This window comes from Nafulsella turpanensis ZLM-10 (assembly GCF_000346615.1).
In the GTDB taxonomy this organism is placed as follows: Bacteria; Bacteroidota; Bacteroidia; order Cytophagales; family Cyclobacteriaceae; genus Nafulsella; species Nafulsella turpanensis.
On sequence record NZ_ANNU01000028.1, the window covers coordinates 21,757 to 34,153 of the forward strand.

Genomic DNA, 12,397 nt, shown 5'->3' on the forward strand with positions numbered 1-12,397 from the left:
ATATTGTGGCTAAAAAAAATAATTTTGTATGAATTTAGCCGGGGAGAAAGTATCTTGTGCGGCAAAATTTAACAAATTTTAACATTCTTAAAAGGCCAATTGTATACGGCTGCAGCAAAGACCTTCGTTGGCATTAGCAAACAGTAAAACCCTGCTGCAATCGAAAAAACCCCATTTATGCGTAATTTCAAACTACTTAATGACCTTACAGGCTGGGCTTTGTTCCTGATTTCCTCGCTGGTATACATCCTGGCTATTGAGCCAACAGCCAGTTACTGGGATGCCGGGGAATTTATCGCGGTTGCTTATAAACTACAGGTGCCTCACCCTCCCGGGGCTCCGCTGTACCTGCTCATCGGCAGGCTTTTCTCCATGCTGGCAGCCGATGTATATACCGTCGCCTTCTGGGTAAATATGGTAAGCGCCCTCAGCAGCGGTTTTACCATTATGTTCCTGTACTGGTCTATTGTACTGCTTACCCGTAAAATTGGCAAAATAGAAATCGGGCGCGAAACGCCTTACCAAACCGTAACCCTGATTGGCAGCGGAATGATTGGTGCACTGGCCTTTGCCTTCTCCGACTCCTTCTGGTTTTCGGCCGAAGAGGCAGAGGTGTATGCCATGTCATCTTTTTTTATGGCCATTGTGGTATGGGCCGTACTCAAATGGGATTTGATAAAAGACCCCCAGCTGGAAAATAAGTGGCTGATCCTGATTGCTTACATTATGGGCCTTTCCATTGGGGTACACCTGCTCAACCTGGTAGCCTTCCCATCCCTGGCCTTAATTTATTATTTCAAGAAGTACCCGAAAGTAACCACTAAAGGAGTAATTGCTGCTTTGGCCGGCGGACTTGCGCTTGTCGGTATTGTCATGATCGGCATCATCCCCGGACTGCCTTCCGTGGCCGGCTGGTTTGAGCTGTTGTTTGTCAATAGCTTTGGACTGCCTTTCGGCTCCGGGATTATCTTTTTTGCCCTGATATTCCTGGGCGCTCTTATCTATGGCATTATCTACTCTCACAAAAAAGGTAAGGTGCTCCTGAACACCGCCCTTCTTTGCTTAACCTTTGTGCTGATTGGCTATTCCAGCTATGCTATTATTGTTATCCGCTCAAATGCCAACCCGCCTATCGATGAGAACAACCCGGAGAATGTGATCTCCTTCGTATCTTACCTGAAGCGCGAGCAGTATGGCGATCGCCCTCTGTTGTACGGCCACACCTTTAATTCAGAAGTAGTGGACTACGAAGAAGGAGAACCGGTATACCGCAAAGGGGAAGATGAGTATGAGGTGGCTTATCATAAGCAGGAGTATGTGTATTCCGACGGAAATAAAATGCTCCTTCCCCGTATCTACAGCATCCAACCAAACCATAAGCAGCTCTATCGCGAGCGCCTTGGCCTGGGACCAAATGAGGCACCCTCCTTCTTCGATAACCTCGAATATATGTTCAGCTACCAGATGGGGCATATGTACTGGCGCTACTTTATGTGGAATTTTGCCGGCAGAGAAAGTGATATTAAAGATGCCGCCTGGCTGTCTCCTGCCGATGCTTTTGGAGAAGAAGAGCTTCCGTACATGCTGGAGACAAATAAAGCCAGGAATAACTTCCTGATGCTTCCGCTTATTCTCGGCCTTATTGGTGCTGTTTTTCAATATAAGCGCGACGTGAGAGGCTTTAGTGTAGTGGCTTTACTGTTTTTCCTGACCGGCCTTGGACTGGTTCTTTACCTGAACTCACCACCGGTAGAGCCCCGTGAGCGCGACTATATTTATGTAGGTTCTTACTATGCCTTTGCCTTCTGGATTGGTTTTGGCGTATATGCCATTGCCGAAGGCCTGGTAAAAGTAATGAAAAAGCGGTCGGCCCTTATACCGGCCATCGCCACCGCTGTCTGCCTGCTGGTGCCGGGTATTATGGCCGCAGAAGGCTGGGACGACCACGACCGTTCCGATCGCTACTTCTCGGTCGATTCGGCTAAAAACTTCCTGGCGTCGCTGGCGCCCAATGCCATTTTATTTACAGGTGGCGATAACGATACCTTTCCGCTCTGGTATGCGCAGGAGGTAGAAGGATTCCGCACCGATGTCCGGGTAATTGTACTTACCTACTTCAATACCGACTGGTATATCGACCAGATGACGCGACAGGTGTATGAATCGGAACCGCTTCCATTCAGCCTTGAAGAACCTAACTACCGCCAGGGCGGCCTTAATGATGTTATCTACTATGTGGAGAACCAGAACGTAAAAGGGGCCCTGCCGCTGAAGCAGTATATTAAGCTGGTAAAGGAAAACCATCCGGCCATTCGTATCTCCAACGGAGGCGAAGAGTTTAATACTATTCCCAGTAAGGTAATAGCACTGGATGTAAATAAAGAAGAGGTACTGGAAAGCGGAATTATACCCGAAAGCAAGGAAGATTTGATTGTAGACAAAATGGTTTTCCAGCTGAAAGGAAACGCACTTTACAAAAACGACCTTATGATCCTGGACCTCATTGCCACCAATGACTGGGAGCGGCCGATTTACTTCAACAATACTTCGCTGCAAAGCATCAATTTCGACTTAACGGAATATGTGATACATGAAGGAACCGCTTATCGCCTGCTTCCCATTCGAAACCCTAACCCGCAGGCCGAAATGGTGAATACGGAAGTGATGTACGACAATATGATGAACGACTTCTTCTGGCGGGAGCTGGACAACCCGGATGTGTATTATAATGAAGATTACCGCAACTTCGTACTAAACCACCGCTCCAGCTTCAATACCCTTGCCCAGGCCTTAATTGAAGAAGGAAAGACAGAGAAGGCCCGTGAGGTACTGCTGTACAACCTGAAGGTAATGCCGGATGCAGGGGTTCCTTTCGATTATGTAACTGCTTTAACGGTGCAGTTGCTGCTACAGGTAGGTGAACAGGAAAAGGCCATCGAAATTGCCGACCTCCTGAGCCAGCGGGCAGATGAACTACTGGCTTACCTGAACGAGGAGAATACGGAAATAGGAAATGAGCGGCAAAAAAACCTGATTATTCTGAGCCAGCTGGCCCGAAGCATGGCCGCCGCCGGTTTACAGGAAAAAGCACTGGAATACCAGACCATTCTGGGCGAACATTACGGTGGCCTCAGTGCAAGCCCCGGTCTCCGTTAATCCGGTTTTCTCCCATTTAACAAAAAAGAGAGGGTTGCTGTAAAAGCAACCCTCTCTTTTTTGTTTCTCTTATTTTGCAAATCAGAAAGTAAATGGGCTCTTTGGCTGAGGGAATTCGATCTTTCTTTATTTCTTCTTTGCTACCAGCAATAAATCAAGGCTGCTGTCAGCATTCCGGCTGATAAGATAATCCTCATGGCTCAGAGAATCGACCAGTTGATTGTTACTGCTCATTAGACGGTTCCGATTCAGACGGTTCAGCACCTCATACGGAATTTTGAGCAGGCTTGAGGGAAGTCTATGCTGCAGGTTCAGAATATCGAAGCGGGTAATTTTCTCCACCGAACGCCGGTTCTCCTCATGGTAAGCCATCACCCGTTCGTTGCCGGCCACCCCCAGCATTTCCACTTCATCAAAAATAGCCGCCGAAAGGCGCGTCAGCTCATCGGCGGTATACTCCCGGATGTGCCATGGATTTCGGCTCAGCGTCATTTTAATATTGGGCGTGGTAAAGTAAGCCTTTCCGCCTGGCTTCAATATCCGGTATATTTCTTCCAGAAAAAGAGTATCGTCCAGTATATGTTCTATTACCTGGAAAGAAATCAGGACATCGGCTGTATTATCCTCCAGCTGGCGGATGGGCGGAATGGTTGCCTCCACCACCTCCAGGTTTTCATGAGCTTCTTTTTTCTTCTCAATAACGGCTGTATTCTTGTCGAGGGCAATATACCTCTCACTCAAAGGGGCCAGTAGTTCAATACCCCGGCCGTCGCCGCAGCCTATTTCCACAACAGTTCCGCCTATTTTATCCTTTACATAAATGTATGGCTTCAGGAGCCGCTGATGGATGGGATTGTCAGACTGAATCTCGTCAGAGGTAACTTCCGTTTTGAAAAATGCCATTTTTTAAGAATATTTATTGGTATGGTGTCGTTGTTTGTTGGTCGTCGATAATTTTACATTCCTGGTTTATGTGGCTGGTTGAAAGCTGTTATTACAAGGTGGCTCGACGAAGTAATCTCCCTTATAAAGCGGGATAGTTGGTTTTAAAAGGCAGGTTTCCTCAGGTAACTTCATTTTGAACTTTCAACAGATTGCTTCCTTGCTCCGCAGTCCCATACAGGCAAAGCTCCGCTCATTGCAAACAGCCACGCCACAACCAGGGCTGTGATGTACAAAAATAGGAATCTTTTTACAATTTACTTTTACTGCTCAGGCCCTGATACTTTTTAAATGATGAAACGATTGAAAAGCCCTCTTATTCCGGCCAGCTTTCTGCTGGTCACTCTGTGCTGTCTGAGCCCTGTTCAGGCATATTCACAGGATATTTCCGACACTAATCTGGCCGGGTGGTACCAGGCCGATGCACCCAAAGGCCAGCTCCTCCTGTGGCGTTCAGCCCCCGACTCTCTTACCGTCTTTGCTCGCCTGCCGGAGAATTCTGATTCTGTTCGCCTGCAGCTGCTCTTCCTGAACAGCCTTGATTCTGTCCGGCTGGATGCCCGGCAAGCGTTCGATTCCCTACAGCTTCAGCCTCTCCGCCGTCAAAATGGCCAATCCTACTTCCGCGCCTCCCTCCCCTTCTCCGACAGTCTTCATTACCTGCTACTGGAAGCTCAGGCTGGCGCAGAGGATGGTGGTAATATACTGGCAATGGCCGTACTGGACCCGGAGCGGAACTTCCCGCCGCCCTCTTTCTATCCTGCACGGGTAGCCGATTCTCTTCCTGTTATGCAAACCTTCATCAACAAAAATGAGCCGCTGCTGCTCAGGGGAGCGGATACTACCTATACCGCCTTTCTCTACCGGAAAGCTTTTGACCCGGCAGCCCCGCCCATGTCCGCCACTCCTGCCGCCTCCGATGTTCTGGCCGTCGACAGTGTTTTTCAGCTTTCGGCCGACTCTCTCTTCACCCTTGACACAGAAGGGCTTTACTTTATTCAGCAAGACACCAGCCGGATGAGCGGGCAAAGCATTCGGGTGACAAACCCTTTCTACCCCGAAGTAGGAACCCTGGAAGACCTCAGCGGTCCTATCCGCTACATCAGCACCCGGGAGGAGTGGAAGCGGCTGGAACAAAATAACTTTAGCAAAGAGGCTGTCGATCGCTTCTGGCTCAAAATAGGCCAGACCGAGGAGCGGGCCAAAAAGATGATTAAGGGCTATTATGAAGGCGTAGAGGCCGCCAATCGTTATTTCACCAATTATAAAGAAGGCTGGAAAACCGACCAGGGAATGATTTACATCCTCTATGGCGCGCCGGATGTGGTAAATGTAACGGAAGGGCAGGAGGAATGGATATACCATAAAACCACGATCAATCCGGAAATAAAGTTTACTTTTGTGCGCGTAAAAAATCCGTTTACCGACCGGCACCTGGTGCTGTTAAGGCGCAAGGAATACACAAAAGCACATTACGATACCATCAGTCAATGGAGAAGAGGAAGAAAAACTTTGTAAGAACAGGCACACCAAAAGCACCGGAGGCGCCCGCCTTCGATAAAGATATGATTTTCGGAACCCGGGCCGTGATAGAGGCTATCCGTTCCGGCAAGGAAGTCGAGAGCCTGCTCATTCAGAAGGACCTGCAAAATGAGCTGATACAGGAACTGAAAGCGACCGCCGCCGAACATGGGGTTACGTTTGTAAAGGTGCCTGCCGAGAAGCTGAACCGGGTAACGCGCAAAAACCACCAGGGAGTAGTGTGCTTTCTGTCGCCCATTACCTATGCCTCGCTCGACAATATCGTTAACAGCACCTTTGCGGAGGGCCGTATGCCCCTGCTCCTGATACTGGACCGGGTTACGGATGTGCGCAACTTTGGCGCCATTGCCCGCACCGCCGAATGTATGGGCGTCGATGCCCTGGTAATTCCCAGCCGCGGTAATGCCCGCATTGGTTCCGACGCCGTTAAAACCTCTGCCGGTGCCCTGCACTACATACCTGTTTGCCGAGAAGCCAACTTAAAAGATACTCTCCGCTACCTGAAAGACAGCGGCATTCAGCTGATTGCCTGTACCGAAAAAGCCGAAAAAGAAAGCTGGGAAGCCTCCCTGCAGGGACCTCTGGCCCTGATTATGGGCTCTGAAGAAGATGGCATATCCCCTGAATATTTAAAACTGGCCGATGAACAGATTAAAATCCCGCTGCGGGGCCAGATAGCCTCGCTCAATGTTTCGGTCGCCTCCGCAATGTGCCTGTACGAAGTAGACCGGCAAAGGAGATTATCTTAACTTTAGCTGGTCAAACTCAATTCCTATCCCATCTCCTGATACAGGCGTCGCGCCCGGAGCTCCTGGGGAAACACAGCCCGTAGTGTCATGCCCTTTGGGCATCTGAGGAGTAAAAGGTAAAATAAAAAGATAAAACAAGGTAGTGGAAACCGGACTCCACCTCCTTCATTTGGCTTTACTTTATTAGTGATACTTAATAAGATGCCCTTCGGGCATGACAAAACAAGCTTTTCTGCACAAAAAAACCTGCCGGTAACAGCAGGTTTTTTTCCAATTCCTTAGGTAAAATACGCTTATAAATATTTATCACCCTTCTTCGATTTTACCTCGCTTACATATTCGCGGAAGCGCTGTTCATCATCTTTTTTGCAGATAAGCGTTACATCATCGCACTGGGCCACCAGGTAACCTTCAAGGCCCTGGGCCACAATGAGGCGGTCGTTATCGCCTTTAATGATGCACTCCCGGCTATCGAAAAGCAGTGCATTGCCGTCTATGGCATTGCTGTCCTGGTCTTTCTCTCTTATTTCGTGCAGGGAGTTCCAGGAGCCTAAGTCAGACCAGCCGAAATCGGCGAGCATAACGTATACATTGCCGGCTTTTTCCATAATGCCGTAGTCAATCGATATATTCTTGCACTGCGAATAAGCCTTCCTGATAAATCCTTCTTCCCTTTCACTGTAATACAGGCTGCTTCCTTCTTCAAAAATCTCGGCCTGCTCAGGCAAATGCTCCTCAAATGCCCGAATAATGGCATCGGCCCGCCAGATGAAAATACCTGCATTCCATACAAAATCGCCGCTTTCCAAAAACTTTCTGGCCAGTTCGAGCTGGGGCTTTTCAGTAAAGGTTTTTACCTTTTTCATCTCTGAACCGGTATCCTCTATGTACTGGATATAACCATAGCCAGTTTCAGGGCGGTTTGGCTTAATACCAAGGGTAATCAGCTTGTTGCCCTGCTGGGCTTCTGTAAGGGCTTTTTTGATGGACTGAATAAATTCAGTTTCATTAAAAATGGCGTGGTCGGAAGGGGCAACCACCATGGTGGCTTCCGGGTTCTTCTGCCGGATTTTATAGGAAGCATAGGCTACACAGGGGGCCGTGTTGCGCTTAACGGGCTCGCTAAGTATTTGCTCCGGCTGCAGCTCCGGCAACTGCTCTTTTACCAGGTTCTCGTAATCTTTATTGGTTACGATATAGATATTTTCTGCCGGACAAACCGTTTTAAAACGCTGTACCGTCATTTGCAGCAGCGATTGCCCGGTATTAAGCACGTCGAGAAACTGCTTTGGGAAGTTATTACGGCTGTATGGCCAGAAGCGGCTCCCTATACCGCCGGCCATGATTACCACATACCAGTTTGGGTTCATTATGTAGAGTTTAGATGATGCCTTCCTTGATAAGATTATGTATATGCACAAAGCCTACTACTTCTTCTGCTTCGGTATCACTTAATACTATCAATTGGCTAATATTGTTTGTTTGCATGATGTTTAACGCCTTCACCGCATAGTCATCGGGCGTTATCGTTTTAGGATTGGCCGACATCAGGTCCTTGGCTTTAACGCTCCTGAAATCGGTCGTGCGGCCCAGCATTCTGCGCAGGTCGCCATCTGTTATTACACCTCTCAGCTTCCCGTCTTCTCCTACCACCGCTGTGGCTCCCAGGCATTTGCCCGAAATTTCAACAATCACCTTTTCCACCGAATCTTCCATAAAAACGACAGGTTTCTGGTTATCCGGATAAATATCTGACACCTTCAGGTAAAGCTGCTTGCCCAGCGAGCCACCCGGGTGCAGGCGGGCAAAATCCTGACTGGTAAAACCGCGGGTCTCTACCAGGCATACGGCCAGTGCATCGCCCAGGGCCATATGAGCGGTGGTACTGGTGGTGGGGGCAAGATTATTCGGGCAGGCCTCTCCTTCAATGGTGGCATTCAGTATAAAATCGGCCTGCTGGGCTAAATAGGAGCCTGTGTTGCTGACGAGGGCGGCCAGCTTTGCGCCTGTTCTTTTGAGCAGGGGCACCAGCACTTTTATTTCAGGGGTGTTGCCACTTTTAGAAATACAAACCACCAGGTCGTCCTGCTGCACCATGCCTAAATCGCCGTGGATGGCATCGGCCGCATGCATAAAAAGAGCAGGCGTTCCGGTAGAATTGAGGGTGGCGACAATTTTGTTCGCCACGATGGCACTTTTCCCAACGCCTGTAATAACCACCCTTCCTTTTAGTTGCAAAATCGCTTCCACACAGGCCGTAAAGCTGCCATCCAGCAGTTCACTCATCCGCCGCAAAGCATCGGCTTCCTGCAGCAATACTTTTTGTGCGATTTTCGTTAAATTCTTATCTTTTGACAAATTGGAATGCTTTTTTAATTAAATTGCAAATATATAAAAATCATAGGTTAACTGTTAGAAGTGTGCAAGATGTTAGTAGACCAAAAGGAGATACTAAAAGATAAGCTGAAGGAGATTTTCGGCTACGATCAGTTCAGGGGGAATCAGGAAGCCATTATTCAAAATATTCTAGATAAAAAAAATACTTTCGTTATTATGCCAACCGGTGCAGGCAAATCGCTCTGCTACCAGTTACCCGCTTTGGTGCAGGCTGGCACCGCCATTGTTATTTCTCCGCTCATCGCCCTGATGAAGAACCAGGTCGACCAGCTGAATGCCTTCGGCATCAATGCACATTTCCTTAATTCCACTCTTTCCAAGTCTGAAATCAACCGGGTAAAGAAGGAAACGCTTGAGGGCAAAACCAAGCTCCTGTATGTTGCACCAGAGTCTTTAACGAAGGAAGATAACCTGGACTTCCTGCATAAGGTACACATTTCCTTTGTCGCCATCGACGAGGCACACTGTATATCGGAATGGGGTCACGATTTTCGCCCGGAGTATCGCCGTATTCGTCAAATCATTGGCCAGCTGGGCAACCTCCCCGTTATTGCCCTTACCGCTACGGCCACACCAAAGGTACAGCAGGACATTCAGCGTAACCTGCAAATGGAAGATGCCGACCTCTTCAAGTCGTCCTTCAACCGTAAAAACCTGTACTACGAAATCAGGCCCAAGAAGGACATCAAAAAGCAGCTGGTTCGCTTTGTGAGCCAGCATAAAGGAAAATCGGGAATAGTATACTGCCTGAGCCGGAAAAAGGTAGAAGAAATTGCGGAACTACTCCGGGTAAATGGCTTTAAGGCAGCTCCTTACCATGCCGGCCTCGACAGTAATGTGCGGATGCAAAATCAGGATGCTTTCCTGAACGAAGACTGCGATATTATCGTGGCCACCATTGCCTTTGGCATGGGCATCGATAAGCCAGACGTACGCTTTGTAGTGCATTACGACACCCCTAAATCGCTTGAAGGTTATTACCAGGAAACAGGCCGTGCCGGCCGCGACGGGCTGGAAGGCAACTGCCTCATGTTCTATAGCTATAACGATATTTTAAAGCTGGAGAAATTCAGCAAAGATAAACCCGTTACCGAACGCGATAATGCCAAGCTGCTGCTGCAGGAAATGTCATCTTATGCCGAATCTTCGGTGTGCCGCCGACGCCAGCTGCTGCATTATTTTGGCGAATCGTTCGATACTGACTGCGGCTTTTGCGATAACTGCAAAGTTCCCCGCGAAAAATACGAAGCCGAGAACTACCTTCTGCAGGTTTTACGGGCTGTACAGCAAACCGAAGAGCGCTTTGGTTTAAACCACCTGGTCGATGTTATCAGAGGATCGGAGAACCAGTATGTGCTGAGCTACGGACATAACCAGTTGCCGGTGTATGGGCAGGGTGCGGAAGAAACCCAGGAGCTTTGGCAATCTGTGGTGCGGCAATCGCTCCTGTACGAATTCCTGGAAAAGGACATTGAGAATATTGGCACCCTTAAACTCACCCAGAGAGGCCGCGATTTTATGGCTATGCCTTATTCCGTTACCTTTACCCGCGACCACGACTATTCTACTACAGAAGAGGAAGAAGAGGTAGAAAAAGAAGTACCGGTACTGAAGCCGCACGACGAAGCATTGGTGGCCATTCTTAAAAGCCTGCGCAAAACCATTGCCCGCCAGAAAGGACTTCCTCCCTATGTTATTTTCCAGGACCCTTCCCTGGAAGAAATGGCTACCTTCTTCCCTACCACCAAAGATGCGCTCAGCCATATCAATGGCGTAGGCATGGGCAAGGTCGCCAAATTTGGCACTCCTTTCATACAGGCCATTCAGCAGTATGTGGAGGAAAATAATATCGACACCATTGCCGATGTGGTGGTAAAGTCGTCGGTAAACCGCTCTAAAACCAAGATTTTTGTTATTCAGCAGATAGACCGAAAAATTGACTTGTTCGAAATTGCCGAATCGCAGAATATCAGCATGGACGAGCTGCTTTCTGAAATAGAGCATATCTGCTACTCAGGTACCAAGCTTAACCTCGACTATTATCTCGAGTCCATACTCGACGAGGACCAGCAGGCCGATATTGCAGACTATTTCCTGAATGCCCAAACCGATAATATTCGTACGGCCCTGGAAGAACTGGGCGATGATTATACAGAAGAAGAACTACGGCTGATGCGAATTAAATTTCTGTCGGAATATGCCAATTAAAGCATAAATCTTAATTTTGAAGCAGGCTCGGCGCTAAAATCGAGAGCCTGCTTTTTTATTTTACATAACCTGACTTTTAAGCCCTAAAAAGGATTCCTCATGAATATTCTCATCATCGGATCAGGCGGACGCGAACATACCCTTGCCTGGAAAATCAGCCAAAGCGCTTTGTGTAATCAGCTGTATGTCGCTCCCGGCAATGCAGGCACCGCTGGCATGGCACATAACCTTCCGCTCGACCCGCTTGATTTTGAAGGAATTAAAAAGCAGGTAATCGAGAAAAAGATAGAACTGGTTGTTGTAGGGCCCGAAGCGCCGCTGGTAGCCGGCATCCGCGATTTTTTTGAGGCGGACGAAGAGCTACAGCACATTCACTTAATAGGCCCTGGCAAGGAAGGAGCGCAGCTGGAAGGAAGCAAAGACTTCTCCAAAGCCTTTATGGTTCGCCACAAGATCCCTACTGCCCGTGCCAAAACATTTACCAAAGAAACGCTTGAAGAGGGACTGAACTATCTCGAAGAAATTCCAACCCCGGTAGTATTAAAAGCCGATGGGCTGGCGGCAGGCAAGGGGGTGCTCATTTGCCAGCAAACCGATGAAGCCAAAGACGCGCTGCAGGAAATGCTGATGCAGGAGAAATTTGGCGAAGCCGGAAAAAAAGTGCTGATAGAAGAGTACCTTGATGGCACGGAACTCTCGGTTTTTGTGTTAACCGATGGAAAAGATTACCTCATCCTCCCCGAAGCCAAAGATTATAAGCGCATAGGCGAAAAAGACACCGGCCTGAATACCGGCGGCATGGGGGCGGTATCGCCAGTGCATATTGCCGATAAAGACTTTATGCAGATGGTCGAGGACCGGGTGGTAAAACGTACCATTACCGGGCTTCAACAGGAAGGTATTCCGTTTATGGGCTTTCTGTTCATCGGGTTAATGAAGGTAAAAGGCGAACCTTTCGTTATTGAGTACAATGTGCGCATGGGCGACCCGGAAACCGAAGTGGTTATTCCGCGCATTGAAAACGACCTGGTTGATTTGTTCCTTGCCACGAGCATCGGCAAGCTGCATGAGAAGGAGATCCATACGCTGCAAAGAGCCGCCACCACGGTGGTGATGGTGGCAGGAGGCTATCCGGAAGCCTATGAAAAGGGGCATCCGATAAGCGGACTGGAAGAGACTGCGACAGAAGATACCATGGTCTTCCATGCAGGCACCACTGAAAAAGATGGAAAGCTCCATACCAATGGCGGGCGAGTACTGGCCGTTACAGGCTTAGGGGATTCACTGAAGGAGGCATTGGAAAAGTCGTACCAGCAGGTGGAAAAAATTAACTGGAAAAACAGGTATTACAGAAGAGATATCGGGCAGGATGTAATCCTTTAATTTGGAAAGTCCGGGATTAT

General features: G+C 48.5%; 8 protein-coding genes. 5 read left to right on the forward strand and 3 right to left on the reverse strand.

Features of this window, described 5'->3' with window-relative positions:
* The first annotated feature begins 177 nt into the window (after positions 1 to 177).
* Entirely contained in the window at positions 178 to 3,156 is a 2,979-nt protein-coding gene (locus tag F752_RS24000) for a glycosyltransferase family 117 protein (protein ID WP_017732002.1), read from the forward strand.
* A 126-nt stretch (positions 3,157 to 3,282) separates the two neighbouring features.
* Here the strand turns inward: F752_RS24000 and F752_RS0112070 are convergent, their stop codons facing one another.
* Positions 3,283 to 4,059 carry a class I SAM-dependent methyltransferase gene (locus F752_RS0112070; RefSeq protein ID WP_017732003.1) on the reverse strand — a complete coding sequence of 259 codons (777 nt, stop codon included), beginning with the start codon at positions 4,057 to 4,059 and terminating at the stop codon, positions 3,283 to 3,285.
* A gap of 330 nt (positions 4,060 to 4,389) precedes the next feature.
* On the opposite strand from F752_RS0112070, the gene F752_RS25375 reads away from it, so the two are divergent.
* Both F752_RS25375 and rlmB read left to right on the forward strand, forming a co-directional pair.
* Positions 4,390 to 5,616 (forward strand): GWxTD domain-containing protein, encoded by a 1,227-nt coding sequence (locus F752_RS25375; protein ID WP_081604557.1) that lies wholly within the window; start codon positions 4,390 to 4,392, stop codon positions 5,614 to 5,616.
* Complete coding sequence (gene rlmB / locus F752_RS0112080; protein ID WP_017732005.1) at positions 5,589 to 6,389, forward strand: 23S rRNA (guanosine(2251)-2'-O)-methyltransferase RlmB; 801 nt, start codon at positions 5,589 to 5,591, stop codon at positions 6,387 to 6,389. The genes F752_RS25375 and rlmB overlap by 28 nt, the downstream gene beginning before the upstream one ends.
* Before the next feature lie 293 nt (positions 6,390 to 6,682).
* Here the strand turns inward: rlmB and F752_RS0112090 are convergent, their stop codons facing one another.
* Both F752_RS0112090 and F752_RS0112095 read right to left on the reverse strand, forming a co-directional pair.
* Entirely contained in the window at positions 6,683 to 7,759 is a 1,077-nt protein-coding gene (locus F752_RS0112090; protein ID WP_017732007.1) for a mannose-1-phosphate guanylyltransferase, read from the reverse strand.
* 10 nt (positions 7,760 to 7,769) lie between these two features.
* Complete coding sequence (locus F752_RS0112095) at positions 7,770 to 8,747, reverse strand: KpsF/GutQ family sugar-phosphate isomerase (protein ID WP_026135705.1); 978 nt, start codon at positions 8,745 to 8,747, stop codon at positions 7,770 to 7,772.
* 69 nt (positions 8,748 to 8,816) lie between these two features.
* Between F752_RS0112095 and recQ the strand changes: the two genes are divergently transcribed.
* Positions 8,817 to 10,994: a DNA helicase RecQ gene (recQ, locus tag F752_RS0112100; protein ID WP_017732009.1), complete on the forward strand. Its 2,178-nt coding sequence runs from the start codon at positions 8,817 to 8,819 to the stop codon at positions 10,992 to 10,994.
* Positions 10,995 to 11,093: 99 nt separating this feature from the next.
* Positions 11,094 to 12,377, forward strand: a complete 1,284-nt coding sequence (gene purD / locus F752_RS0112105; RefSeq protein ID WP_017732010.1) for a phosphoribosylamine--glycine ligase — start codon at positions 11,094 to 11,096, stop codon at positions 12,375 to 12,377.
* Positions 12,378 to 12,397: the final 20 nt, after the last annotated feature.